Below are 25797 nucleotides of genomic sequence, written 5' to 3'. Positions count from 1 at the left end.
TCCGGCGGGAGCCCGGACCCAGGAGGTCAGGCCTTGGCCGCGTCGGAAGAAGACAGGCACTCAGGAGCCGTTGCCGTCGCGGGGTCGCGCTGTACTGCCTTGCGCAGGGTCAGCGCGGCGAGAACCGCGGCGCCCAGCAGCAGGACCGTCCCGGCGATCGCCGCCGCCTGCATGCCGTGGGTGAAGGCCTCCCGTGCGGCGGCCGTCAGGGCGCGGCCCGCGTCGCCCGGCAGCTCGGCCGCGACCGCGAGGGCGCCGCCCAGCGTCTCGTGGGCCGCGGCCGGGGCGCCGGCCGGGATGTCGTGGCGGTAGACCGCCGTGCCGATGGAGCCCAGGACGGCCATGCCGAGGGCGCCGCCCAGCTCGGCGCCCGTCTCCAGGAGGGACGCGGCGGAGCCCGAGTGGCGGACCGGGACGGTGCCCAGAGCCAGGTCCATCATCTGGGACATCACGGTGACGATCCCGGAGGCGAGGACACCGGCGCCGGCCAGTACCAGCCAGAGCGAGTCGGTGCCGGTGAAGGCCAGCAGGGCGTATCCGCAGGCGGCGACGGTGAAGCCGCCGGCGACGACATGGGCGCGGTGCACGCCCTTCTCGACGAGCTGCGCGGAGACGGGCGCCGCCACTCCGACCATGACGGTCGGGAGCAACGACCAGAGCGCGGCGGCCATGGAGCTCTTGCCGAGTACGGACTGGAGGTACTGCGTGGTGAAGAACGCCGAGCCCATCATGCCGAACGACGAGACGAGGTTCAGGACGACGGCGGGCGCGAACCCCCTGCCGCGGAACAGGGCGGGGGTGATCAGCGGGGACTTCGCGGTGCGCTGGCGGTGCACGAACAGGGCGGCGAACAGCAGGCCCACGGTGATCGAGACGACGTACCGCACGTTCCAGCCCTCGGACGGGATCTCCTTGATGCCGTAGATCACGGGCAGTACGGCGGCCAGCGACAGCGGCACGCTGATCAGGTCGAAGCGGCCGGGCTCGGGGTTCCTGGACTCGGGCAGCAGGAGGGGGCCGAGGACCAGCAGCAGCACCATCGCGGGCAGGTTGATCAGGAAGACCGAGCCCCACCAGAAGTACTCGACGAGGACGCCGCTCATCACCGAGCCGAGCGCGATGCCGCCGGTCATGACGCCCGACCACAGGCCGATCGCCTTCGCGCGCTGGCCGGGGTCGGTGAACATCGTGCGGATGAGGCCCATGGTGGACGGCATGAGGGTGGCGCCGCCGATCCCGAGGAGCGCGCGGGCGGCGATGAGCGTCTCCGCGCTGTCGGCGTAGGCGGCCAGCACGGAGGCGGTGCCGAAGGCGGCGGCGCCGATCAGGAGCAGTTTGCGGCGGCCGATCCGGTCGCCGAGCGAGCCCATGGTCATCAGCAGCCCTGCGAGCACGAACGCGTAGATGTCGAAGATCCACAGTTGCTGGGTGCCGCTCGGCGCCAGGTCCGCGCTGATCGCGGGGACCGCGAAGTAGAGGACGGAGACGTCCATCGACACCAGGAGCAGCGGCAGCATCAGCACGCCCAGGGCGGTCCATTCGCGGCGCCCGGCACGGGAGTCGAGCGGTGGGGTGGAGCTCGGCGGGTTCGTCATGGCAGGAACTGTACGAGCGTCTTAAACGCTTGTCTAGTACGGCCGTATAAGACAGACGTCTGGATCCTGGGTAGGGTGGGGTCATGGGACATCGCGAGGATCTGCTCGAAGGCGCCAAGCGCTGCCTTCTGGAGAAGGGGTTCGTGCGCACGACCGCGCGCGACATCGTCAGGGAGTCGGGGACGAACCTGGCGTCCATCGGCTACCACTACGGCTCGAAGGACACGCTGCTCGCGCAGGCGTACGTGGCGCTCGCCGAGAACGCCGCGGAGGAGTGGGGCGAGCCGCAGGAACTGCCGGGCGCAGACGGCTCGTTGGAGCGCTTCGGCGCCGTCATGGCGGGCATCACCGACAGCCTCGGCAAGCCCGGCTCCATCTGGCACCTGAGCATCGAGCTCGTGACGATGGGGGACAAGCTCCCGGCCGTACGGGAGCACTTGGCGGCGGCTCAGCGCGAGGCGGGCCGCGGCTTCATCGGCATGATCATGGGGGGAGCGGAGCCGCCCGCCGACGATCCGAGCGTGGACACCCTGGGCAAGTTCTTCTCGGTACTGGTCCTCGGGCTGATCGCCCAGCACACCTTCGACGCGGAGTTCTCGCCGAGCGCGGAGGAACTCACCGAGGGGCTGCGGCGGTTGCTGGCAGCGGCGCAGCCGTCGCCCTGAAAAGCGGCACCGTCACAGCCGCGCCGCCTTCAGCCCCATGTGCAGCAGCAGCCGGTCCTCGCCCTCGTCCAGATCGAGGCCGGTGAGCTGCTCGACCCGGGAGAGGCGGTAGTAGAGGGTCTGTCGGTGGATGCCGAGCGCCGCTGCTGTACGTCCTGCCTGGCCGGCGCAGTCGAGAAACGTTTCCGCGGTGCGTGCCAGCTGCCGGTGCGCGGGGGCGAGCAGCGGGGCCACCGCCGGGTCGTGCGCGGCCTCCGCGGGCAGCGCGGTGAGCAGCCGGTACGGGCCGATCGCCGACCACTGCGTATCGGGGCCGAGCCGCGGGTTGGCCAGGGCCGTGCGCGCCGCCGCCGTCGCCTCCTGCCAGGCCGCCCCCAGCTCGGCGAGGTCGTTGCGGGGAGCGCCGATGCCCGCCGCGACCGGATCGGTGCCGGCCCGCGCCCGCAGTTTCGCCGCCGCGTTGAGCGCCGGGGCGAGGACCTCCGCCGAGCGCAGCCGTACCAGGAGCGCCAGGCACTGGCCCGTCACTCCCCACGGCACCGTGCACAGTGCGTCCGCCGCCGGGAGGGATCGGACTGAGGGCGCGTCGTCCGGGTTTGCGGACGGCCAGGGCGCGACGCAGACCACCGCGTGCAGTCCGTCCGCGCGGCTGCCGAGCGCCGTGCGCAGCGCGGCCACCGCCATGTCCCGCTGCCAGCCGCGCTCGGCCGTCAGGACGGAGTGGAACTCGCGGGTCAGATCGGCCCCCGCCTGCGCCTCGTCCGCGAGCTGCGCGCCGATCCGCCCGGCCACCTCCATCGCCGCGTCCAGCTGCTCCTGGGTGGGCCCCGGATCGTCGTCGAGCAGCCATACGTAACCGAGGACGATGCCCCTGTGGCGTACGGGGAGGCAGACGCGGCCGCGGTAGACCCCGGCCTCCGGGGTCGCCGGGATGCGGACCGGCTCCGTCGCGCGGGCGATGCCGAAGCCCTCGAACCAGGTGCGGACGGCCGCCGTGGAGCTGCGCGTCAGGATCGACCGCGTGCGGACCGGGTCGAGCGCCGACGCGTCGAACTCCGTGTCGGCGTCCCCGTCGCTGAGCTGCGCGCCGAACGCGATCAGCCGGAAGTCGCGGTTCTCCAGGGTCGCGGGGGCGCCGAGCAGCGCCGAGATCTCGTCGACCAGTTCCTGATAGTCGCCTTTCACCCCGCCATTCTCCCGCACCCCACACGTTTCTTCATACAGGTGTCTGAGGTGGCGACCACAGATGCGTGACAGCTGTCGATGGCACAGGATCGGAGGGATCCTTAGATTTCACGGTGGTTCCCCGTGCCGTTCCCCCTTTGTGGTGGTTCGGCCACTCCTCAACTCATGCTCCGTGGAGGTGCCCCGTGCTGGCTCCCCTGATCCTCGCCGCGTCGCGCAGTGACAAGATGCGCTCGTTCGTGTCGGCGGCGCCGGGCACCAAACAGGTCGTCGACCGCTTCATCGCCGGTGAGAGCGTCGACCAGGTCGTGCCGGTGATCGAGGACGCGGCCGCCAAGGGGCTCGAGGTCACCCTCGACGTCGTCGGTGAGGACATCACCACCGTCGAGCAGTCGCACGCCGCACGCGACGCCTACCTGGAGCTGATCGGCCGTCTGAAGGAGCTCGGCCTCGGCACGAAGGCCGAGATGTCCGTGAAGCTCTCGATGTTCGGCCAGGCGCTCGCCGACGGGCATGAGCTGGCGCTCGCCAACGTGCGGCCCGTCGTCGAGGCCGCCGCCGCCATCGGCACCACGGTCACCCTGGACGCCGAGGACCACACCACCCTCGACTCGATGTTCGCCATCCACGAGGAGCTGCGGAAGGACTTCCCGCAGACCGGCTGCGTCATCCAGGCCTACCTCTTCCGCACCGAGGCCGACGCCCGCCGCCTCGCCGCCGCCGGCAGCCGCGTCCGCATCGTGAAGGGCGCCTACAAGGAGCCCGCCGAGGTCGCGTACCAGGACAAGGCCGAGACCGACAAGGCGTACGTGCGGATCATGCGCATCCTCATGGAGGGCTCCGGCTACCCGATGATCGGGTCCCACGACCCGCGCCTGATCTCCATCGCACAGGAGCTCGCCCGGACCGCGGGGCGCAAGCTGGACGAGTACGAGTTCCAGATGCTGTACGGCATCCGCAGTGACGAGCACCTGCGCCTCGCCGCCGAAGGACACCGGATGCGTGTCTACACCGCGTACGGCACCGACTGGTACGGGTACTTCATGCGCCGCCTCGCGGAGAAGCCCGCCAACCTGCTCTTCTTCGCCCGCTCGATCCTCACCAAGGACTGAGCGGCCCGCTCGGCCTTTCGCAGGGCCCCCGACTTCCCGACAACTCCCCGACCCCTCGAAGGAGATACGGACCCATGACGCTGGACGCCGTGACCCGAGTCCCCGCCCCGGTCAACGAGCCGGTGCACGGCTACGCCCCCGGTTCGCCGGAGCGCGCCCGCCTGGAGGCCAAGCTCAAGGAGCTGGCCGAGAACCCGATCGACCTGCCCTGCACCATCGGCGGTGTGCGTCGGATGGGCGGCGGCGAGCGCTTCGACGTCGTGCAGCCGCACAACCACAAGGCCGTCATCGGTACGTACGCCAACGCCACCGAGCAGGACGCCCAGGACGCGGTCGACGCCGCCCTGGCCGCCGCCCCGGCCTGGCGCGCGATGGCCTTCGACGACCGCGCCGCGATCATCCTGCGCGCCGCCGAGCTGCTCTCCACCACGTGGCGCGAGACGCTGGCCGCCTCCACCATGCTGGGCCAGTCGAAGACCGCGCAGCAGGCCGAGATCGACACTCCCTGTGAGCTGGTCGACTTCTGGCGCTTCAACGTCCACTACGCCCGCAACCTGCTCGCCGAGCAGCCGCCGGCCAACTCCACGGGCGTGTGGAACCGCATGGACCACCGCCCGCTGGAGGGCTTCGTCTACGCGATCACGCCGTTCAACTTCACGGCCATCGCGGGCAACCTGCCCACCGCCCCCGCCCTCATGGGCAACGTGGTGGTCTGGAAGCCGTCCCCGACGCAGACGCACGCCGCCGTCCTGCTCCTCCAGCTCCTGGAGGAGGCCGGTCTGCCCAAGGGCGTCATCAACCTCGTCACCGGTGACGGCCTCGCCGTCTCCGAGGTCGCCCTCAACCACCGCGACCTCGCCGGCATCCACTTCACCGGCTCGACCAAGACCTTCCAGCACCTGTGGAAGACGGTCGGCAACAACATCGAGAAGTACCGCACGTACCCGCGCCTCGTCGGCGAGACCGGCGGCAAGGACTTCGTCGTCGCCCACCCGAGCGCCGACCGTGCCGTCCTCAAGACGGCGCTGACCCGCGGCTCCTTCGAGTACCAGGGCCAGAAGTGCTCCGCGTCCTCGCGCGCCTACATCCCGGCCTCCATCTGGAACGACGGCTTCAAGGAGGAGTTCGCGGCCGAGGTCGACGGCATCACCATGGGTGACGTCACCGACCTGTCGCACTTCATCGGCGCCGTCATCGACGAGCGGTCCTTCGCCAAGAACAAGGCCGCGATCGACCGTGCCAAGGGCGACGACTCCTGCACGATCGTCGCGGGCGGCACGTACGACGACTCGACCGGCTACTTCGTGCGCCCGACCGTCATCGAGTGCACCGACCCGGCCAACGAGGTCTTCACGACCGAGTACTTCGGCCCGATCCTCGCGATCCACGTCTACGAGGACGACCAGTACGACGCCATGCTGGAGCAGATGGAGTCGGCGTCCGACTACGCGCTCACCGGTTCGGTCATCTCCAACGACCGCGCCGCCGCCGCGTACACGATGGAGAAGCTCCGCTACGCCGCGGGCAACTTCTACATCAACGACAAGTCGACCGGCGCCGTCGTCGGCCAGCAGCCCTTCGGCGGCGGCCGCGCCTCCGGCACCAACGACAAGGCCGGCGCCCCGCAGAACCTGATGCGCTGGACGCTGACCCGCGCCATCAAGGAGACGCTGGTCCCGCCGACGGACTACGCGTACCCGCACATGGGCTGACGCCCGCCCGGTGGGCTCCTGTCCACCCCCTGACCCCGCCCTCGGCCACGGGCCCCACCCCGGCCGAGGGCGGTGTTGTTTTTTGTACCGTGGCCGGGTGACCACGTTGCGTACCGCCCAGACCGCAGACCTCACCGTGGCCGAACTGGCCGCCGCCCGCGCCCTGTTGGACGACGCCTTCGACGGTGATTTCTCCGACGCCGACTGGGCCCACGGCCTCGGCGGCGTCCACGCCCTGGTGCACGACGACTCCGGTGCGCTGCTCGCCCACGGCTCCGTGGCCCAGCGTCGCGCGGTCCACGACGGGCACACGCTGCGCGTCGGATACGTGGAGGCCGTCGCGGTCCGTGCGGACGTGCGCCGCACCGGGCTCGGCGGCCGGGTGATGGGCGCCCTGGAGCGGGTGATCGTCGGCGCGTACGACCTCGGCGCGCTCTCCGCGTCCTCCGACGGCGAGGAGCTGTACCTGGCGCGCGGCTGGACCGCGTGGACCGGCCCGTTCGCGGCCTACGGCCCGAGCGGGACCATCCGGCTGCCCGCCGACGAGGACCCGCCGTTCCTGTTCCCCGCACTGGCCGCCCGGGGCCTCGATCCGGCCTTCGAGCTGCTCTTCGACTGGCGCGAGGGGGACCTGCTCTGAGCTGCGCCCCGAGGGGCACGGACAGAAAGCCGTCTCAGATAGTAGGAAGTCCGAGTAATTGTGGAGACAGAAGCAGCGACCTGTCCTAACTTTGTAGGAGCCGAACGAATCGCTTACCTGGCGAATGGCGGTCGCGAGCCGGAGCACCCCGCAGGCAACCCCTGCAGCTTCCCGCTCTCCGCCCCTTCCGGCCCTGAGAAATCCCCATGATCTCAAGGAGTCGATCCGTCATGGCCACTGCTACGCCCGTCCGCCGCCGCGTCCGCCACGTCTCCCCGTCGAGCGAAGCCGACCGGCAGGCCGCCAAGATCGCCGCCGCAGCCCTCCAGCGTTCCCTGGACCGCAGGGACAACGGGGGAGAGACCGGTCACTGACCGGCTCGCCACCCCGTCAGACACCCCGCCGTACCTCGAAATGGTCGATGCGCGTGCCGTTCTCGGCGAGCGCGGAGACCGTCATCCGGGGAGCCGCCCCGGCCTCCACCTCCACCGCGAGGAACGAGAAGCCGGTGTAGCGCACCCGGGACCACTCCACGACCTCCTCGACAGGAGCCGACGCGTCGCGCTGGTGTGACGCCGTCCAGCGGAAGGTGTCGATCGCGTCGCGCTCGCGTTCGTGGCCTTCGTAGCTGTCCGGCACGCCCGGTCCGAAGCCGTAGAGGTCCTTGCCGGCGCCGCCCGCGGTGACGTACACGATGCCGTCGCGCGTCGGATCGGTCGACGCGCCGACCGGCACCGGCCTGCCGACCTCTCCGCCCGCGCCCCGGATCGCGTCCGTGCGCTCGTACACGTGGTTGTGTCCGTTGATCACCAGATCCACCTGGTGCCGGGCGAACAGCGGCACCCACGCGTCGCGCACCCCGCCGTCCGAGGCGTGCCGGGACGTCGAGTACGCGCAGTGGTGGAAGAAGACGACGACGAAGTCGATGCCGTCGCGCGCCCGCAGCTCCCCGAGCCGCCGGTCGAGCCAGGCGGTCTGCTTCCCGTCCGTGCAGCCCTTGTTGGCGGGGATCTCGTACGAGACGTCGTTCGCGTCCAGCGCGACCACGCCCAGGTTCCCGTAGACGAACGAGTAGACGCCCGGGGCGCCGTGCGGGTCGGGCCCGTTGTCCGGCAGCGTCCAGCGGGCGCTCTGTCCGCCGTACCCGTTCGGCGAGTACCAGGCCTCCATGTCGTGGTTGCCGGTCGTCACCATCCACGGCACGGACTTCGCGACCGTCTCCGTCTGCGCGAGGAACTGGTCCCACACGCGCGCGTCGTAGGTGTCCGCCTCCTTGCCGTGGCCCGAGCTGTCCGCGTAGCAGATGTCGCCCGCGTGCAGATGGAACGAGGGGTTCTGGCCCAGGATCACCTGGTCGTTGGCGAGCGCGTCATAGCTCACGCCCTGGTCGCCGAAGGCGGTGAAGACGAACGTCTCGGGGGTGGCGGGGGCGGTGCGGAACGTGCCGAGGGTGCCGAACCGTTCGGGGCTCGCCGGGTCGAAGCCGTCGTGGCCGACGCCGTAGTAGTACGTCGTGCCAGGTCGCAGACCGTCCAGGGCGACATGCAGATAGTGCTGCTCGACCGCCGGCAGCTTCTTCGACAGCGACGGCGTGTGCAGGGAGCGCACCTCCGCCTCGATCTTGCGGCTCAGCTCCCACGGCTTCAGCCCCACGCGCAGATACGGGCGGCGCACGGCGAGCGGCACCTGCCAGGAGACCCGCATCTGGCTCCGCGGATCGGCGCCGAAGGCCAGATGCCGCCCGAACGGAGCGACCATCGACCCGTCCACCCGCACCGCGGACCGGTGCACGGACGGCGCCGCCCGGACCGGGGACGCCGCCGCGCCGCCGCCGAGCAGCGCCGCCCCGCCCACTGTGGCCGCCGCCCCGGACAGGGCGCGCCGCCTGCTGAACTTCGTACGGAGGTACTCGTGCTGCTCGGGCATGCTCAGCCGGCGGGCGAGCGGCTCCGGGATGCCGACATCGGGGGTGTCGTGGGCAGGACTCATGAAGGGTTGTTTCCCGCTGAGACCCAACACCCGTCGTACGTAAGGGTGAACAGAACACGGCGGCGCGTCGACCTGTCCGCATTCTGGACACGTTGTGTCATCCCATGGGACAAGGGGATACGGTGCCGACATGTCTCGCAGCATCAATCTCGCAGTGATCCCCGGTGACGGCATCGGCCAGGAGGTCGTGGCCCAGGGTCTGAAGGTCCTCTCCGCCGTGCTTCCGCAGGATGTGAAGCTGGAGACCGAGGAGTTCGACTTCGGCGCCAAGCGGTACCACGCGACGGGTGAGACGCTCACCGACGCCGACCTCGACGCCCTCAAGAAGCACGACGCCATCCTGCTCGGCGCCATCGGCGACCCGAGCGTGCCGTCCGGCGTCCTGGAGCGCGGCTTCCTGCTCAAGCTCCGCTTCGCCTTCGACCACCACGTGAACCTGCGCCCGAGCAAGCTGCTCCCGGGTGTCGCGACGCCGCTCGCGGGCCAGCCGGAGATCGACTTCGTCGTCGTCCGCGAGGGCACCGAGGGTCCGTACACGGGCAACGGCGGCACGATCCGCAAGGGCACCGAGCACGAGGTCGCCACCGAGGTCTCCGTCAACACCGCCTTCGGTGTCGAGCGCGTGGTCCGGGACGCCTTCGCCCGCGCCCAGGCCCGCCCCCGCAAGAAGCTCACGCTGGTCCACAAGAACAACGTGCTGACCTTCGCGGGCCACCTGTGGACGAACGTCTTCAACAAGGTGGCGCAGGAGTTCCCCGAGGTCACCACCGACTACATCCACGTGGACGCGGCGACGATCTTCCTGGTCACCGACCCCGCCCGCTTCGACGTGATCGTCACCGACAACCTCTTCGGCGACATCATCACCGACCTCGCCGCGGCCGTCTCCGGCGGCATCGGAGTCGCGGCCTCCGGGAACATCAACCCGAGCCGCGAGTTCCCCTCGATGTTCGAGCCCGTGCACGGCTCGGCCCCGGACATCGCGGGCCAGGGCAAGGCCGACCCCACGGCCACCGTCCTGTCCGTCGCGCTGCTCCTGCGTCACCTCGGCTACGAGTCCGAGGCCGCGCGCATCGAGACGGCCGTCTCCGCCGACCTCGGCGAGCGCGGCACCGCAGTCCGCTCCACCACGGAGATCGGCGACGCGCTCGCCGGCCGAGTAGCCGGCTGACCCGGCGCTCACCTCTCTACAGCAGAAGCCGCCGGGTCGCATCACGCACCCGGCGGCTTCTGCATTGGCGGTCCGGGTGCCACTATCAGCCCATGAGGTCTGTCGTCCCACTCCCGTCCGCCCCGCGGGACCTGGCACGCGCGCTCGCGGCGTTGCCGAAAAGCCCTAGTAGCTCCGCTACGAGAACTTTCCGGCGCCTTGCGGTCGCACGCACCAGATCCCGCGGGGCCGCCCTCCGGGCGACGACGGGAGTGGGACGACAGACCCCGGGCCGCACCACACCGCACCCACCAGGCCCGTTTCGAGCACACCGTCCCACGCGCGATAATCGAACGTGGGGCCGCGAAGTACGTAGAAAAGCTCGGACGTCCTAGTACAGGGAGTGCAGGCGTGAGCGCGGTCCGTCACAACCAACGGTGAAGGACACGCAACCATGACGACGCCCACGATCGAGCTCAAGCCCACTGCCACCCCGCTGTCCGCCGCGGAGCGCGAGGCGATCCTGGCCAACCCGGGATTCGGCCGCCACTTCACCGATCACATGGTGACGGTCCGCTGGACCGAGGGCCGCGGCTGGCACGACGGGCAGCTCGTGCCCTACGGTCCGCTCTCCCTCGACCCGGCGACGAACGTCCTGCACTACGCGCAGGAGATCTTCGAGGGACTCAAGGCATACCGCCAGCCCGACGGCACCGTCGCCACGTTCCGCCCCGACATGAACGCCAAGCGCTTCCAGCACTCGGCCTGGCGCCTGGGCATGCCCGAGCTGCCGGTCGAGACCTTCGTCGAGGCCTGTGACCTCCTCGTCCAGCAGGACCGCGACTGGGTCCCCGCGCACGGCGGCGAGGAGTCCCTCTACCTGCGCCCGTTCATGATCGCGACCGAGGTGGGCCTCGGCGTGAAGCCCGCGAACGAGTACCTCTTCATCGTCATCGCCTCCCCGGCCGGCGCGTACTTCCCCGGCGGCGTGAAGCCCGTCTCCATCTGGCTCTCCGAGGACCGCGTCCGCGCCGTCCCCGGCGGCGTCGGCGACGCCAAGACCGGCGGCAACTACGCCGCGTCCCTGCTCGCGCAGGCCGAGGCCGCCGCCAAGGGCTGCGACCAGGTCGCCTACCTCGACGCCGTCGAGCACAAGTGGGTCGAGGAACTGGGCGGCATGAACCTGTACTTCGTGTACGGGGACCGCATCATCACGCCGGGCCTCACGGGATCGCTCCTCGCGGGCGTCACCCGCGACTCGCTCCTCGCGGTCGCCGAGGACCTCGGCTACAAGTCCGAGGAGGGCCGCGTCTCCATCGAGCAGTGGCAGGCCGACTCCGCCTCGGGTGAGCTCACCGAGGTCTTCGCCTGCGGCACGGCCGCCGTCATCACGCCCGTCGGTACGGTCAAGCGCGCGGGCGCCGAGTGGCAGCAGTCGGGCGGCGAGGCCGGCGAGGTCACCATGAAGCTGCGCAACGCGCTCCTGGACATCCAGCGCGGCACGGCGAAGGACCCGCACGGCTGGATGCACCAGCTGGGCTGAACCGTCCCGTCGCCGCGCAGGCCTGCGAGTCCGGCTCTCAGGCCTGCGCGGCGTCGAACCCCGCGAACATGTCGTGCAGCTTCCGCTGCGCGTCGGGGCCGAACATCAGCGTGAGGTTGTCCGCCGAATCGGCCGCCGTCTCCGCGGCGCGCGGGAACAGCTCCTTCTCGTACGAGGCGAGCGCCGCCTCCGGGTCGCCGGGGTGTTCGACGATCGCGCGGGCCAGCTCGGCGCCGTCGAACATGGCGAGGTTGGCGCCCTCGCCCGCGAACGGCGACATCAGATGCGCCGCGTCACCGAGCAGCGTGACACCCGGCACCCGGTCCCAGTCGGCGCCGACCGGCAGCGCGTGGATCAGGCGCGGCGTCAGCTCTCCCGCGGCGTCCGCGATCAGCGCGCGCAGCCGCTCGTCCCAGCCGTCGAAGAGCGCGAGCACGGCGGCGCGCGCGGCCCCGGTGCCGGTGAAGTCGAGGGTGCCGAGCCACTCCTCGGGTGCCTTCACCGCGACGTAGGTGTGGATGCGGCCGTCGCCCTCGCGGTGCGTGAGCAGGCCCTTGCCGTCGCCGAGGGTGAAGGAGCTGCCGCCGCCGATGAACGCGGCCAGCTCCTCGTAGCGCTCCGTGCCCGGCATGACGTCGGTCTCCACGAACGAGATGCCGGTGTACGCGGGCCGGGCGCCGGTGAGCAGCGGCCGCACCCGGGACCAGGCCCCGTCGGCGCCGATCAGCAGGTCCGTGGTGAAGCGGCTGCCGTCGGCGAGCGTGACCAGATGGCGGCCGGGAATGTCCGCGGGCTCGGCGGCGGTGACCTTCGCGCCCCAGCGGATCGTGCCCTCGGGCAGTGAGTCGAGCAGGATGCGGCGCAGGTCGGCGCGGTTGACCTCGGGGCGCCCGCCCTCGCCGTCGTCCGTGTCGTGCCGGCGCAGCGTGCCGTCCGGGTCGATCATCCGGCTCTCCTCGCCGCCGGGCAGGACGATCGCGCGGAACTCCTCGTACAGGCCGGCCGCGCGCAGAGCGGCCTGCGCCGTCTCCTCGTGCAGGTCGAGCATGCCGCCCTGGTGGCGGGCGTCGGCCGAGGCGTCGAGGTCGAAGAGGGTGCAGGAGACGCCGTTCACGTGCAGGACCCGGGCGAGCGTGAGGCCGCCGAGTCCGGCGCCGATGACGGCGATGGGGTGGTGCGGGGTGGGGGTGTTCGCGGCGGTGTTCATGGTGGCCTCCTCGGTCCATGGTGTCCCTCAACCGTAACGAACATGTTCGTAACGAACAAGTTCGTTGGACGGTGTGAAGGCTCGGGAGTCTCCGGTGGCTGCTCTCAGGAGGTGGCTGTGGGTGGCTCGGGCGCGGCCGCGATGCCCGCTATCAGAGCGGCGAATCCCCAGCTCAGCCGCGCCTGCGGGGCGCCGGCGACGAGCGTCGAGGAGAGGCGGGCCAGCTCCGGGTGCCGGGCGGGGGAGGCGGTGGCGAGCGCCGCGGCGGTGGCGTCCATGTGGTCGGCCTCGCCGCCCGCGTGCTCGGCCGCGGTGGCCGTCGCGTACATCAGGAGCAGATCCACGCCCCAGGCGGCGCGCGCGTCGGGGACGCCGCCCGCGATGAGCAGCGAGAGCACCGCCTCCACCAGATCGAGATAGTGCTCGCCCTCGGGGCGCACGGTCAGCGCCGACCGGGCCAGCGACGGGTGGCGGAACAGCATGTCCAGATACGAGGTCAGCAGCGCGGTCAGCCGGTCCTGCCAGGGCGCCGACGTGTCCCGCGCCGGTGCGAGATCCACCTCGGCGAGAAGCGCGTCGAGGACCGCGGCGTGCAGCTCGTCGGTGTTGCGGACGTACACGTACAGCGAGGCGGGGCCTGTGTCGAGCTCGCGGGCGAGGCGGCGCATGGTCACCTTGCCGAGCCCCTCGGTCCGCAGGATGTGCACGGCGGCGGCGACGATGCCGTCCCTGCTCAGGGCGGGTTTCGCGGGCCGCTCGCGGCGGCTGCGCGGAGCGGGGGTCGGGGCGGCGGTCGGGTCGGCGCTGTTCACGGGGGCCACGGTAGCCGCCGCGCGGGACAGGTGTTTAGAGTGGCGTTCAAACTTTTAGAACGCCGTTCAAATCAACCGTTGGAACCATGAGGAGGTGCGCGGCGTGCGACTGACCCCCACCGAGCGCGACCGGCTGCTGCTGTTCGGCGCGGCCGAGCTGGCCAGGGCCCGCAGAGCGCGCGGGCTGCGGCTCAACGTGCCCGAGGCGACCGCGCTGATAGCGGACACCGTCTGCGAAGCGGCCCGGGACGGCAGGCGGCTCGCCGAGGCGATCGAGGCGGCGCGCTCCGTGCTCGGCCCGGACGATGTGCTGCCCGGGGTCGCCGATGTCGTCACCGAGGTGCATGTGGAGGCCGTCTTCGACGACGGTTCGCGGCTCGCGGTGGTCAGCGATCCGATCGGCGCCGGTCTCGGCGACCTGGCGCCCGGCGCGTTGCTGCCCGGCCCCGAACACGCCGATCCCGCACCGCAGTCGACGCTCAGTGTCACCAACACCGCGACCGTCCCGGTCTCCGTCACCTCGCACTTCCACTTCTTCGAGGCCAACCCGCGCCTCGACTTCCCGCGCGCCGCCGCGTACGGGATGCGGCTCGCGGTGCCCGCCGGTTCGTCGGTGCGGTTCGGGCCGGGGGAGAGCCACGAGGTGGGGCTCGTGCCGATCGGCGGCGCCCGGGTCGCGATCGGTTTCGCCGGGCTCGTGGACGGTCCGCTGGACGCCCCCGGCGCCCGCGAAGAGGCACTGCGCCGCGCCGCGGCCTGCGGCTATCTGGGCGTGCGGGACAAGGAGGCAGACCGATGAGCCGCCCCGGAGGGCACCCCGCCGAACCCCGCCGCCTCACCCCGTACGAGTACGCGGGCACGCACGGGCCCCGCGCGGGCGACCGGCTCCGCCTCGGCGACTCCGGGCTCACCATCGAGGTGGAGTCCGACTCCCAGGCGTACGGGGACGAGTTCCTCGCGGGGTTCGGGAAGACCGCGCGCGACGGGCTGCACCTGAAGGCGGCCGCCGTCCGCGAGACCTGTGACGTCGTCATCAGCAACGTCGTCGTCATCGACGCCGCGCTCGGCATCCGCAAGGTGTCCATCGGGATCCGCGAGGGCCGCATCCACGCGATCGGCCGCGCCGGGAACCCGGACACGCTCGACGCAGTGGACGTCGTCGTCGGTACAGGCACCTCGATCGTCTCCGGCGAAGGGCTCATCGCCACCGCGGGCGCCGTCGACACCCACGTCCACCTGCTGTCCCCGCGCATCATGGAGGCCTCGCTCGCCTCCGGGGTCACCACGATCATCGGCCAGGAGTTCGGCCCGGTCTGGGGCGTCGGCGTCAACTCGCCCTGGGCGCTCGGACACGCCTTCTCCGCCTTCGACGCCTGGCCGGTCAACATCGGCTTCCTGGGCCGGGGTTCGTCCTCGCACGAGGCGCCGCTGGTGGAGGCGCTCGCCGAGGGCGGGGCCTGCGGGTTCAAGGTGCACGAGGACATGGGCGCGCACACCCGCGCGCTGGACACCGCGCTGCGCGTCGCCGAGGAGTACGACGTCCAAGTCGCCCTGCACAGCGACGGGTTGAACGAGTGCCTGTCGGTCGAGGACACCCTGAGAGTCCTTGAGGGGCGGACCATCCACGCCTTCCACATCGAGGGGTGCGGCGGCGGTCACGTACCGAACGTGCTGAAGATGGCGGGCGTCCCGAACGTCATCGGGTCCTCCACCAACCCCACCCTGCCCTTCGGCCGGGACGCCGTGGCCGAGCACTACGGCATGATCGTCTCCGTTCACGACCTCAAGACCGACCTGCCCGGCGACGCGGCCATGGCCCGCGACCGGATCCGGGCCGGGACGATGGGCGCCGAGGACGTCCTGCACGACCTGGGCGCCATCGGCATCACCTCGTCCGACGCGCAGGGCATGGGCCGGGCGGGCGAGACCGTCCGCCGTACGTTCGCGATGGCCGGGAAGATGAAGGCCGAGCTGGGCGACCCGGGCCTCGGCCACGACAACGAGCGCGTCCTGCGCTACATCGCCAAGCTGACCATCAACCCCGCCATCGCCCATGGCCTCTCGCACGAGATCGGGTCGGTCGAGGTCGGCAAGATGGCCGACATCGTGCTGTGGCGCCCCGAGTTCTTCGGCGCGAAGCCGCAGCTCGTGCTGAAGTCCGGGTTCCCCGCGTACGGCGTCGTCGGCGACCCGAACGCGGCCACCGACACCTGCGAACCCCTCGTCATAGGCCCCCAGTTCGGGGCCTACGGCGCCACCGCCGCCGAGCTGTCCGTCGCGTTCGTGGCGCAGGCCGCCGTCGACCGGGGCAACGACGGGATGCCGACGCGCAGGCGCCGCGTCGCCGTGCGCGGCACCCGGAGCATCGGCCCGGCCGACCTGCGCCGCAACTCCCGTACCGGAGCGGTCGACGTGGACCAGCGCACCGGCCTCGTCACCCTCGACGGCGAACCGCTGCGCTCCGAGCCCGCCGACTCCGTCTCCCTCAACCGTCTCTACTTCCTCTGAGGACCCCATGACGTATCTGATGCCGGCCGAGTGGGCGCCGCACGAGCGCACCTGGATGGCGTGGCCGGGCCCCAACCCCACCTTCGCCGACGAACGGGAGCTGGCCGAGGCGCGCGCCGCCTGGGCCGCGGTCGCCCGCGCCGTACGCCGGTACGAGCCGCTGACGATGGTCGTCGGCACGGGCCGGCTCGACTCGGCCCGCGAACTCCGCGCCGCCGGCATCGAGTTGGTGGAGCGCGACCTCGACGACGCGTGGATGCGCGACATCGGCCCGACCTTCGTGAAGGACCGGGGCAGTGGTGAACTGGCGGCCGTGGACTGGACGTTCAACGGCTGGGGCGCCCAGGGCTGGGCCCGCTGGGAGCACGACTCCAAGATCGCCCGACACATCGCCGACCTCACCGGTGTACCCGCGCACTCCTCGCCCCTTGTCAACGAGGGCGGCGGCATCCACGTCGACGGCGAGGGCACGGTCCTGCTCACCGAGACGGTGCAGCTCGACCCGGACCGCAACCCGGGCTGGACGAAGGAGCAGGTCGAGGCCGAGATCCACGCCCGGATCGGCACCTCGAAGGCGATCTGGCTGCCGCGCGGGCTGACCGGTGACTACGGCGAGTTCGGCACCCGGGGCCACGTCGACATCGTCGCCGCGTTCGCCGCGCCCGGTGTGGTGCTCGTGCACGCGCAGCGCGACCCGGCGCACCCGGACTTCGAGGTGAGCCGCGAGATCATCGGCCTGCTCACCGGGCAGACCGACGCGCAGGGGAGGCCCCTGGAGATCGTCGAGGTCCCGGCCCCGACCGTGCTGGCGGACGACGAGGGCTGGCTCGACCACTCCTACATCAACCACTACCTCTGCAACGACGGCGTCGTCCTGTGCGGCTTCGACGACCCGCGCGACGCGGAGGCCGCGGCGCTCTTCCGCCGCCTGTTCCCGTCCCGCACGGTCACCGTCGTCGACGCGCGGGCGATCTTCGCGGGCGGCGGCGGCATCCACTGCATCACGCAGCAGCAGCCCGTGGCAGGGTTCTGACGTGAACCGTCGCCGCACCCCCGCCCCGCCGCTCGACACCGTGCTCGCCGCGACCATGGCGATGATCGCCGACAGCGGCCTGGAGCGGCTCACCATGGCCGCGCTCGGCCGCGAGGTCGGCATGAGCAGCGGGCATCTCGCGTACCACTTCGGGTCCAAGGACGAACTGCTGCTGCGGACACTGGAGTGGAGCGAAGGGCAACTCGGCGAGGAGCGGCGGCAGTTGTTCGCCCGGGAGGAGCGCGCGCGCGAGCGTCTCGACGCCTACGTCGGCCTGTACGTGCCCGACGGGCACCGCGACCCGCACTGGACGCTCTGGCTGGAGGTGTGGAACCGCTCGCAGAGCGCCGCCGCCGACACCTCCGCCCGCGCCCGCCAGTCCGCCATCGAGCACGCCTGGCACCGTGACCTCGTGGCTCTGCTCGCCGACGGCATCGCGCGCGGCGAGTTCCGCGCGGTCGACCCGGACCGGTTCGCGGCGCGGCTGCGGGCGCTGCTCGACGGGTTCTCCATCCACGTGGCGATCGGCCTGCGCGGCGCCGACCGGGAGCAAGTCCTCGTCCATGTACGGGAGTTCCTGGCCGACGGGCTGGTTTCTTAGGGCTCCTGAAACCAGGGTTCCGGAAACCAGCGCTCCTGAAACGAGAGGAGGCGGCTCAGCCGCGGGTGAAGCGCACCGGGGTGCCGGGGACGGCCTGGGCCGCGGCGGCCAGGGCCTCCTCGGCGACCACGGCGATCACCGGGTAGCCGCCGGTCGTCGGGTGGTCGTGCAGGAAGACCACCGGGCGGCCGTCCGGCGGCACCTGCACCGCGCCGAGCACCATGCCCTCGCTGGGCAGCTCACCCTCCGACGCCCGTTCCAGGGCCGGGCCCTCGGTCCGCAGGCCGATGCGGTTGCTGTGCACCGAGACCGTGTACGTGGCGGTCAGGAAGGTGCGCAGGGCCGCCGCGGTGAACCACTCGGAGCGGGGGCCGAGCCGGGCCGGGAGGACCAGTTCGGCGGGCGGCGCGGGCCAGGGCGGCGCGACGGGGAGCGCCGGGGCCTCGGCGGCCCGGCCGACGGGGATCAGGTCGCCCTGCGCGAGCGGGGCCGGGCCGAGGCCCGAGAGGAGGTCGGTGGAGCGGCTGCCCAGCACGGGCGGGACGGCCAGGCCCCCGGCGACGGCCACGTAGGAGCGGATGCCGGATGTCGCCGGGCCCGCGTCCAAAGTGGCTCCCGCCCGGACGTGGACCGGGGTGCCCCAGGGGGCCGGCCGGCCGTCCACGGTGACCGGGCACGGGGCGCCGCCGACGATGAGGGTGACGTCCGTGTCGGGGCGCAGGGCGCAGCCCGTCAGGGTCGTCTCCAGTACGGCGGTGCCCTGCGGGTTGCCGACCAGTCTGTTGGCCAGGTCCATCGCAGGGGCGTCCAGGGCGCCTGAACGGGGGACCCCCAGGTGGGCGTGGCCGGTTCGGCCGGCGTCCTGGATCGTGGTGAGGGCGCCGGGACGGGTGACCTGCAGTTTTGTCGTCATCGCTCGTTCGGTTTCGGCTGGGTGCCGTGGCGGGTCCCGTCGGACGCCGACTGATCGTTGTGTGTGGTTGCTCGCGCCGTTCCCCGCGCCCCTGGCGGGGTGAATCTCACCCGTGTTCCAGGGGTGAGGAGGGCCGCTTGCTCCCTCTCCGTGTCCCACAGACGGGACGGGTCCGGCATCGTGCCGATTATCTGCCAGCCGCCCGGGGTCGCCCTCGGGTACACCGCCGAGTACGGGCCCGCGAGGGCCAGCGCGCCCGCCGGGACCCGGGTGCGCGGGGTGGCGCGGCGCGGGACGTGCAGTTCCGGCGGCAGGCCGGTCAGATAGCCGAAGCCGGGGGCGAAGCCGCAGAACGCGACGCGGTAGGTGTACGAGGCGTGGCGGGCCGCCACCTCGTCCTCGGACACGCCCCACAGCTCGGCCACCTCGGCGAGGTCGGGGCCGTCGTACTCGACCGGGATCGTCACCACGTCGCCGTCGGCCGGCGGCGTCGAGGGGAGTTCCCAGGTGGTGAGCCGCCGGGCCAGCGCGGCGGGGTCGGGAACTCCGTCGAGCAGTACCGTGCAGGCGCCGGGCACGATCTCGGTGACCGGCGGCAGCGTGCCCGCCGCCCGGCGACGCAGCAGCTCCGCGTGGAAGGCGCCGGTGCGCTCGGCGTCCGGCAGTTCGACGAGGAGTGCGTGCCGCCCGGCCGGACGCGCCACGAGGCCCGCGCTCACGTGAACGCACCCACCGTGACACCGGCCTCCGCCAGGGCCGCCCGGACCCGCGCGGCGATCCGGGCCGCGCCCGGGGTGTCGCCGTGCACGCACAGCGAGCGGGCCGCGACCGTGACGCGCGTGCCGTCGATCGCGTCGACCCCGCCGTCCACGGCGAAGCCGACGGCCCGGCGCACCACGGCGTCCGCGTCCTCGACGACCGCACCCGGTTCGCGGCGCGACACCAGCGTGCCCTGAGGGGTGTAGGCGCGGTCGGCGAAGGCTTCCCGTACCGGGTCCAGGCCCGCTTCTTCCGCCGCGGCGAGCAGCTTCGAACCGGGGAGGCCGAGCACCGGAAGGGCGCCGCCCGCGAGCTGGACCCCGGCCACCACGGCGTGCGCCTGCGCGTCGTCGTGCACCGTCCGGTTGTAGAGCGCGCCGTGCGGTTTCACGTACGTCACCTCGGCCCCGGCCGCCTGGGCGAAGACCCGCAGCGCCCCGATCTGGTACGCCACCTCGGCGGCCAGCTCGTCCGGCGGTACGTCCATGGCGCGGCGGCCGAACCCTGCGAGGTCCTGGTAGGAGACCTGCGCACCGATCCGCACGCCGCGCTCGGCGGCCAGGTCACAGACCCTGCGCATCACGGAGGGGTCGCCTGCGTGGAAGCCGCAGGCGACGTTGGCGCTGGTCACCACGGAGAGGAGGGCCTCGTCGTCGGTGAGGGACCAGCGGCCGAAGCCTTCGCCGAGGTCGGCGTTGAGGTCGATGACGCCCGGCAGGCCGTTCGCGCCGGGAAGGTCGTTCGCGCCTGGGGTGTCGTCTTGGATCTCCTGCATCACCCGCTCAACGTAAGCGATCGTTCAACAATCCGACAAGGGGCCGATTTGATGGGTGATGCGCCACAACCTCTTGTTCGATCGTTCAACGATCACCTAGGGTCCGTGCATCCCCCATGGAAGAAGAGGACTCTCCGCTTCCATGCCGCCCAGTGCTTCCAGTGCCCTCCTCTAGAAGGCAGCCGCATGATCGTGCTTCTCGGCGTGCTCGTGGTGATCCTCGGATTCGTCACGCGCCGCAATCCCGTCCTGGTGGTCGGTGTCGCCGGCATCGCCACCGGACTGCTCGGCAAGATGGACCCGCAGGAGATCCTCGCCGCCTTCGGCAAGGCGTTCGCCGACAGCCGGTCCGTCACCGTCTTCGCCATCGTGCTGCCGGTGATCGGCCTCCTCGAGCGCTACGGACTGCGCGAGCAGGCCCGCACCCTCATCGGGAAGCTCGGCAAGCTCAGCGCCGGCCGCTTCCTCACCGTCTACCTGCTGGTCCGCCAGGTCACGGCCGCCTTCGGCCTGAACAACCTGGGCGGCCCGGCGCAGACCGTGCGCCCCCTCGTCGCACCCATGGCGGAGGCCGCCGCCGAGCGCACCGCCGGGGCGAAGCTCCCCGACAAGATGCGTGAGAAGGTCCGCTCCTACTCCTCCTCCGCCGACACCGTCGGTCTCTTCTTCGGCGAGGACTGCTTCATCGCGATCGGCTCGATCCTGCTGATCACCGGCTTCGTGAACTCCACCTACCACGAGCAGCTCGAGCCGACCCAACTCGCCCTGTGGGCCATCCCGTTGGCCGTCTGCGCCTTCGTCATCCACGGCGCCCGCCTGCTGCTGCTCGACAAGCAGCTGGAGCGCGAGATGGCGCTGGCCGCCGCCGAGAACGACCTGCCGCTGCCGCCGCAGACGCCGGGCCAGAGCCGTGAGGAGTCCGCCAAGTGATCAAGGTCGAATGGCTCTACTGGCTCATCGGTCTCGTCTTCGTCGTCATGGCCGTCCAGATGGCGCGGGACGCCAGCAACCCCAAGCGGTGGACGTCCGCCGCGTTCTGGGGACTGCTCGGACTGACCTTCCCCTACGGCACCGGAGTCGTCGAGGGCGGTGCGAGCTGGTCCCTGCCCGCCGAACCGCTCGGCGTCGCCGTCCTCGGGCTGATCGTGCTCGCCGGGTTCAACTTCATCGGCAAGGGCGTCCCCGTCACGACGACGCAGGAACAGCGTGAGGTCTCCGCTGCCCGGCTGGGGAACAAGCTCTTCATCCCGGCCGTCACCATTCCGATCGTCGCCATCATCTGCGCGTCCTTCCTCGACGAGTCGGGCCTCTTCGAGACCGGCAAGGCCACGCTCATCGGGCTCGGCCTCGGCTGCATCGTGGCGCTGATCGTCGGCATGCTGGTGACGGGCGAGCGCAAGGTCTCCGTCCCGATCCACTCCGGCCGCTCGATGCTGGAGGCGATGGGCTCCGCCCTGCTGCTGCCCCAGCTGCTCTCCGTGCTCGGCTCGATCTTCGCGGTCGCCGGGGTCGGCACCCAGGTCGGCAACATCGTCAACGATGTCCTGCCCGACAACTCCAAGTACTTCGCCGTGATCGCCTACTGCGTCGGCATGTTCCTGTTCACCGTGATCATGGGCAACGCGTTCGCGGCGTTCCCCGTGATGACCGCGGCGATCGGCTGGCCGGTGCTCATCCAGCAGATGCACGGCAACGAGGCCGGAGTCCTCGCCATCGGCATGCTCGCCGGGTTCGCCGGCACGCTCTGCACGCCGATGGCGGCCAACTTCAACATCGTTCCCGCGTCGCTGCTCGAACTGAAGGATCAGTACGGGCCGATCAAGGCACAGCTGCCGACGGCGCTCGCGCTGCTCGTCTGCAACATCGTGATCATGGCCGTTTTCGCGGTCTAGCAGCCATCTAGCAGCCACTGGAACCTCTGGGAAGGAGCAGCCATGACCCGCGTACTGGTCACCGGCTTCGAACCGTTCGGCGGGGAGACGGTGAACCCGTCCTGGCAGGCGGCGGAGCTCGTCGCCGCCGCGCCGCCGGAGGGACTCGCCGTCACCGCGGTGCAGCTCCCGTGCGTCTTCGGGGAGTCGCTTGCCGCCCTGCGGGCTGCCGTCGAGCGGGTGCGGCCCGAACTCGTGGTCTGCCTCGGGCAGGCGGGCGGGCGCCCCGGCGTCACCGTCGAACGCGTCGCGATCAACGTCGACGACGCGCGGATCCCGGACAACGCGGGTGCCCAGCCGATCGACGAGCCCGTCGTTCCCGATGGCCCGGCGGCGTACTTCTCCTCGCTGCCCGTGAAGGCGTGCGTGGCGGCGATGCGGGAGGCCGGGGTTCCTACGGCGCTCTCCAACACGGCCGGCACGTTCGTCTGCAACCACGTCGCGTACGGGCTCGGGCACCTCCTCGCCACCGAGTTCCCGGGCGTCCGGGGCGGCTTCGTCCACGTCCCCTGGGCCCCCGCCCAGGTCCCGGACGGTTCCGCGGCGTCCGTCCCGGCGGAGGTCGTGGCGGTCGGAGTCCGGGCCCTGCTGTCTGCGGCGGCGACGACTGTGACGGATGTGCGGGTTACCGAAGGGGCGACTCACTAGCCGTGGGGGCAGGCGGGCAACGGGGCGCGCCCCCGAACAGCCTGCGCAGTTGTCCGCGCCCCTGCTGAGGCGTTCCATCGCCTGCGGGCCGGTGGGGCTCACTCGCGCAGTTCCCCGCGCCCCTGAGATGCGCACTTCGTGCGCCATCTCAAGCGACGCGCGACGCGGCCTATGAAGCTGAGGCGAAGCCGCAAGCTTCAGGGGCGCGGGGAACGGCGCGACCAGCCACGACGAGACCTGCACCGGCGGAGCGGTCGATAAGGGGCGCGGGGAACGGCGCGAGCAACCACGACGGACTCGCACGTGTGAACGGACCTATTAAGGGGCGCGGGGAACTGCGCGACCAGCCCCCACCGGGCCGCACATGTAAGTAACCCATCCAGGGGCGCGGGGAACTGCGCGACAGGTTATAGAGGCCCGCCCCCCTACCCCCCCGTACTCCCATCCCGCCACCCGAGAGGCACGCACATGCTCACCCCGGAGGAAACCGCCACGCTGGCCGCAGCCAACGTGACCCGGGAGTTCCCGAACTTCCCCGCCCACCTGGTGACCGCCGCCACCGAGAACACCCGCCCCAGCACTTTGCACCCCGCCTTCTACGGCGCCTACGACTGGCACTCCTCCGTACACATGCACTGGCTGCTCGTACGGACCCTCCCGAACCTCCCCGCCGCGTCGGCGAAGACGTACACCGCCGTACTGGACCGGCACCTGACCCCCGCAAACCTCGCCACAGAGGCCGCCTACCTCCTGGACAGGCCCGGTTTCGAGCGCCCCTACGGCTGGGCCTGGCTGACCGCGCTCGCCGCCGAGACCCGGAACACCCCGTGGGGCCCCGCGTTCGGGCCGGCCGTGGACGCCGTGGAGCGCCTGCTCACGGACTGGCTGCCGAAGGCCACGTATCCCGTACGGCACGGCATCCACACCAACAGCGCGTTCTCCCTCGGCCTGATCCTGGACACGGGTGCGGTGGCGGGCCTGAAGGACGCCACCCTCGACCGCGTCCGCGACCGCCTGCGGACCTGGTTCGCCGACGACCACGACGCGCCCGCCCACTGGGAGCCCTCGGGCCAGGACTTCCTGTCGCCGGCGCTGAGCGAGGCCGACGCGATGCGCAGGGTCCTGGACGCGCCGGAGTTCGAGCGCTGGCTCGACCGGTTCCTGCCCGGGCTGCGCACCGGCGCCCCCTGCGCCCTGCTCGACGTGCCGGTCGTCTCCGACCACGCCGACCCGTGGATCGGCCACCTCCTGGGCCTGGCCCTGTCCCGCGCAGCCGCCCTGCGCTCGATCGCGGGAGCCCTCCCGGACGGTCCCGTGCGGACCCGTCTCACCGAGGCCGCCGACGCCCACCTCGCGGCGGGTCTCCCCGCCGTGGACAGCGGCGACTTCACCACGGACCACTGGCTGGCCACGTTCGCGGAGCTGGCCCGCCCCGCCTGACACCAGAAGCACACCCCCGGCCGTGAACGCAATGAACGCAAGTACGCGCGATCGTTGCGCGGTACACCCTTGTCACGCCCCGCGGCGACCCCCCATCGTGGCCCCCCATGGGACGAGAGCAATGGAAGAAAGTCCTGGTCGGATCGGCCGGGAACATGGTCGAGTGGTTCGACTGGTTCGTGTACGCGAGCTTCGCGACGTACTTCGCGGGGGCCTTCTTCCCCGACGGGAACCCGACCGCGCAGCTGATGAACACCGCGGGCATCTTCGCCGTCGGCTTCTTCATGCGCCCGGTCGGCGGCTGGCTGCTGGGCCGGGTCGGTGACCGCAAGGGCCGCAAGGCGGCGCTGACCCTGACGGTGACGCTGATGTCGGCGTCCGCGGTCCTCATCGCGATCGCGCCGACCTACGCGGTCGCCGGGTACGGCGGCGCCGCCGTACTCCTCGTCGCCCGGCTCCTGCAAGGACTGTCGGTCGGCGGCGAGTACGCGGCCAGCGCCACCTACCTCACCGAGGCCTCCGACCCGAAGCGGCGCGGCTTCGCCTCCAGCTTCCAGTACGTGTCCATGACGGCGGGTCAGATCGTCGGCCTCGGGCTCCTGATCATCCTGCAACGCACCCTGTCCGACGACGCCCTGCACGGCTGGGGCTGGCGCATCCCGTTCATCGTCGGCGCGCTCGGCGCGGCGGTCATCTTCTATCTGCGCCGCAACATGCTGGAGACCGAGGTCTACGAGGAGTCCGCCGACGACGGCCCCGTGACCGGTGACGACAAGGGCAGCATGAAGGCCCTGTGGGCGCACAGGCGCGAGGCGTTCCTCGTCATCGCGCTCACCATGGGCGGCACCGTGGCGTACTACACGTACACGACCTACCTCACCAAGTACCTGTCCAACTCCGCCGGGCTCAGCAAGCAGACGGCGACCCTCGTCTCGTTCTGCGCGCTCATCGTCTTCGCCTGCCTCCAGCCGCTCGCGGGCGCGCTGTCGGACCGCATCGGCCGCCGCCCCCTCCTGATCACCTTCGCCGTCGGCTCGACCTTCCTGACGGTGCCGATCATGACGTTGTTGCAGCACGCGGGTTCGTTCTGGCCGGCGCTCGGCCTGTCGCTGCTGGCGCTCGTCATCGTCACCGGCTACACGTCCATCAACGCGTGCGTGAAGGCCGAGCTCTTCCCGACCGGCATCCGCGCCCTCGGCGTCGCGCTCCCGTACGCCATCGCCAACGCCCTGTTCGGCGGGACCGCCGAGTACGTCGCCCTGTGGTTCAAGGACGGCGGCATGGAGTCCGGCTTCTACTGGTACGTCGCCGGCTGCGCGGCCGTGTCGCTGATCGTCTACCTGAGCATGCGCGAGACCCGCGACATCGACCTCAACCGGGTGAAGTCGCAGGAGGCCGCCACCATGGAGCCCGCCGTCTGAGAGCCTGCCCGGGGCTCGCTGAGATCCACTGTTCGCATCGTGAGACCACGGTCCGGGCCCCGTCCGGGCTGTGGCAGACTGCGGGCGTGCTCTCGTTGGCAATGATTATTGGCAGCAGGCGCGCCGGTCCGCAGTGACCGTCTCGTACGACCACGTAC

24 protein-coding genes are annotated in these 25797 nt (G+C 71.5%); 16 read left to right on the top strand and 8 right to left on the bottom strand.

The genetic code is table 11. The features are described from left to right. Nucleotides 1-26 precede the first annotated feature (26 nt). Nucleotides 27-1595, bottom strand: a complete 1569-nt coding sequence (locus tag ABD366_RS25585) for an MFS transporter (protein WP_324769515.1) — start codon at nucleotides 1593-1595, stop codon at nucleotides 27-29. Between the two features lie 83 nt (nucleotides 1596-1678). Between ABD366_RS25585 and ABD366_RS25580 the strand changes: the two genes are divergently transcribed. Next, complete coding sequence (locus ABD366_RS25580) at nucleotides 1679-2260, top strand: TetR/AcrR family transcriptional regulator (RefSeq protein ID WP_324769514.1); 582 nt, start codon at nucleotides 1679-1681, stop codon at nucleotides 2258-2260. 12 nt (nucleotides 2261-2272) lie between these two features. On the opposite strand, the gene ABD366_RS25575 is transcribed toward ABD366_RS25580, so the two are convergent. Next, the gene (locus ABD366_RS25575; RefSeq protein WP_324769512.1) at nucleotides 2273-3445 is read right to left on the bottom strand and encodes a PucR family transcriptional regulator; all 1173 of its coding nucleotides are present in this window, start codon (nucleotides 3443-3445) and stop codon (nucleotides 2273-2275) included. Nucleotides 3446-3630: 185 nt separating this feature from the next. Here ABD366_RS25575 and ABD366_RS25570 point away from each other — a divergent pair, with 185 nt between their 5' ends. The 4 genes from ABD366_RS25570 (at nucleotide 3631) to ABD366_RS25555 (ending at nucleotide 7283) form a co-directional block, all read left to right on the top strand. Further along, nucleotides 3631-4557 (top strand): proline dehydrogenase family protein, encoded by a 927-nt coding sequence (locus tag ABD366_RS25570; RefSeq protein ID WP_324769511.1) that lies wholly within the window; start codon nucleotides 3631-3633, stop codon nucleotides 4555-4557. 80 nt (nucleotides 4558-4637) lie between these two features. Further along, nucleotides 4638-6269 (top strand): L-glutamate gamma-semialdehyde dehydrogenase, encoded by a 1632-nt coding sequence (pruA, locus tag ABD366_RS25565; RefSeq protein ID WP_324769587.1) that lies wholly within the window; start codon nucleotides 4638-4640, stop codon nucleotides 6267-6269. A gap of 82 nt (nucleotides 6270-6351) precedes the next feature. Beyond that, entirely contained in the window at nucleotides 6352-6909 is a 558-nt protein-coding gene (locus ABD366_RS25560; protein ID WP_411293717.1) for a GNAT family N-acetyltransferase, read from the top strand. A gap of 230 nt (nucleotides 6910-7139) precedes the next feature. After that, nucleotides 7140-7283, top strand: a complete 144-nt coding sequence (locus tag ABD366_RS25555) for a hypothetical protein (protein WP_324769508.1) — start codon at nucleotides 7140-7142, stop codon at nucleotides 7281-7283. Between the two features lie 16 nt (nucleotides 7284-7299). Here ABD366_RS25555 and ABD366_RS25550 read toward each other — a convergent pair whose 3' ends face one another. After that, a complete protein-coding gene (locus ABD366_RS25550; protein ID WP_324769507.1) occupies nucleotides 7300-8898 on the bottom strand; it encodes a purple acid phosphatase family protein in 1599 nt (532 codons plus the stop codon). A 130-nt stretch (nucleotides 8899-9028) separates the two neighbouring features. Here ABD366_RS25550 and ABD366_RS25545 point away from each other — a divergent pair, with 130 nt between their 5' ends. Both ABD366_RS25545 and ABD366_RS25540 read left to right on the top strand, forming a co-directional pair. Continuing rightward, entirely contained in the window at nucleotides 9029-10069 is a 1041-nt protein-coding gene (locus ABD366_RS25545) for a 3-isopropylmalate dehydrogenase (RefSeq protein WP_324769505.1), read from the top strand. A gap of 433 nt (nucleotides 10070-10502) precedes the next feature. After that, nucleotides 10503-11591, top strand: coding sequence for a branched-chain amino acid aminotransferase (locus ABD366_RS25540; protein WP_324769504.1), 1089 nt, complete (start codon nucleotides 10503-10505; stop codon nucleotides 11589-11591). A gap of 37 nt (nucleotides 11592-11628) precedes the next feature. Here ABD366_RS25540 and ABD366_RS25535 read toward each other — a convergent pair whose 3' ends face one another. After that, on the bottom strand, nucleotides 11629-12798 hold the full coding sequence (locus ABD366_RS25535; protein WP_324769503.1) for an FAD-dependent oxidoreductase: 1170 nt from the start codon (nucleotides 12796-12798) through the stop codon (nucleotides 11629-11631). Between the two features lie 104 nt (nucleotides 12799-12902). Next, on the bottom strand, nucleotides 12903-13610 hold the full coding sequence (locus ABD366_RS25530; RefSeq protein WP_324769502.1) for a TetR/AcrR family transcriptional regulator: 708 nt from the start codon (nucleotides 13608-13610) through the stop codon (nucleotides 12903-12905). Between the two features lie 103 nt (nucleotides 13611-13713). Here ABD366_RS25530 and ureA point away from each other — a divergent pair, with 103 nt between their 5' ends. From ureA to ABD366_RS25510, 4 genes are read left to right on the top strand one after another with little or no spacing between them, the layout of a single operon-like run. Continuing rightward, the gene (ureA, locus tag ABD366_RS25525; RefSeq protein WP_324769501.1) at nucleotides 13714-14409 is read left to right on the top strand and encodes an urease subunit gamma; all 696 of its coding nucleotides are present in this window, start codon (nucleotides 13714-13716) and stop codon (nucleotides 14407-14409) included. Next, entirely contained in the window at nucleotides 14406-16118 is a 1713-nt protein-coding gene (locus tag ABD366_RS25520) for an urease subunit alpha (protein ID WP_324769500.1), read from the top strand. Before ureA ends, ABD366_RS25520 begins: the two co-directional genes overlap by 4 nt. 7 nt (nucleotides 16119-16125) lie before the next feature. Beyond that, the gene (locus tag ABD366_RS25515; protein ID WP_324769499.1) at nucleotides 16126-17151 is read left to right on the top strand and encodes an agmatine deiminase family protein; all 1026 of its coding nucleotides are present in this window, start codon (nucleotides 16126-16128) and stop codon (nucleotides 17149-17151) included. A 55-nt stretch (nucleotides 17152-17206) separates the two neighbouring features. Then, on the top strand, nucleotides 17207-17752 hold the full coding sequence (locus tag ABD366_RS25510; RefSeq protein ID WP_324769586.1) for a TetR/AcrR family transcriptional regulator: 546 nt from the start codon (nucleotides 17207-17209) through the stop codon (nucleotides 17750-17752). Between the two features lie 55 nt (nucleotides 17753-17807). On the opposite strand, the gene ABD366_RS25505 is transcribed toward ABD366_RS25510, so the two are convergent. From ABD366_RS25505 to ABD366_RS25495, 3 genes are read right to left on the bottom strand one after another with little or no spacing between them, the layout of a single operon-like run. Next, on the bottom strand, nucleotides 17808-18665 hold the full coding sequence (locus ABD366_RS25505) for a 5-oxoprolinase subunit C family protein (RefSeq protein WP_344442525.1): 858 nt from the start codon (nucleotides 18663-18665) through the stop codon (nucleotides 17808-17810). Continuing rightward, nucleotides 18662-19384, bottom strand: a complete 723-nt coding sequence (locus ABD366_RS25500; protein ID WP_324775298.1) for a 5-oxoprolinase subunit B family protein — start codon at nucleotides 19382-19384, stop codon at nucleotides 18662-18664. Before ABD366_RS25500 ends, ABD366_RS25505 begins: the two co-directional genes overlap by 4 nt. Further along, nucleotides 19381-20130 carry a LamB/YcsF family protein gene (locus ABD366_RS25495; protein WP_324775305.1) on the bottom strand — a complete coding sequence of 250 codons (750 nt, stop codon included), beginning with the start codon at nucleotides 20128-20130 and terminating at the stop codon, nucleotides 19381-19383. Before ABD366_RS25495 ends, ABD366_RS25500 begins: the two co-directional genes overlap by 4 nt. A gap of 255 nt (nucleotides 20131-20385) precedes the next feature. On the opposite strand from ABD366_RS25495, the gene ABD366_RS25490 reads away from it, so the two are divergent. From ABD366_RS25490 to ABD366_RS25470, 5 genes are all read left to right on the top strand, one after another. Next, nucleotides 20386-21129: a DUF969 domain-containing protein gene (locus ABD366_RS25490; protein WP_324775296.1), complete on the top strand. Its 744-nt coding sequence runs from the start codon at nucleotides 20386-20388 to the stop codon at nucleotides 21127-21129. After that, nucleotides 21126-22091, top strand: a complete 966-nt coding sequence (locus ABD366_RS25485; RefSeq protein ID WP_324775294.1) for a DUF979 domain-containing protein — start codon at nucleotides 21126-21128, stop codon at nucleotides 22089-22091. The genes ABD366_RS25490 and ABD366_RS25485 overlap by 4 nt, the downstream gene beginning before the upstream one ends. 42 nt (nucleotides 22092-22133) lie before the next feature. Then, nucleotides 22134-22778, top strand: a complete 645-nt coding sequence (gene pcp, locus ABD366_RS25480; protein ID WP_324775292.1) for a pyroglutamyl-peptidase I — start codon at nucleotides 22134-22136, stop codon at nucleotides 22776-22778. 468 nt (nucleotides 22779-23246) lie between these two features. After that, a complete protein-coding gene (locus ABD366_RS25475) occupies nucleotides 23247-24218 on the top strand; it encodes a DUF2891 domain-containing protein (RefSeq protein ID WP_324775290.1) in 972 nt (323 codons plus the stop codon). Nucleotides 24219-24325: 107 nt separating this feature from the next. Beyond that, on the top strand, nucleotides 24326-25639 hold the full coding sequence (locus ABD366_RS25470) for an MFS transporter (protein ID WP_324775289.1): 1314 nt from the start codon (nucleotides 24326-24328) through the stop codon (nucleotides 25637-25639). The last annotated feature ends 158 nt before the right edge of the window (nucleotides 25640-25797 follow it).

The sequence above is a fragment of the Streptomyces kunmingensis genome, from assembly GCF_039533535.1.
In the GTDB taxonomy this organism is placed as follows: Bacteria; Actinomycetota; Actinomycetes; order Streptomycetales; family Streptomycetaceae; genus Streptomyces; species Streptomyces kunmingensis.
The sequence above is the reverse complement of the archived record's forward strand: the minus strand, read 5'-3'. Positions and strand labels throughout refer to the sequence as shown.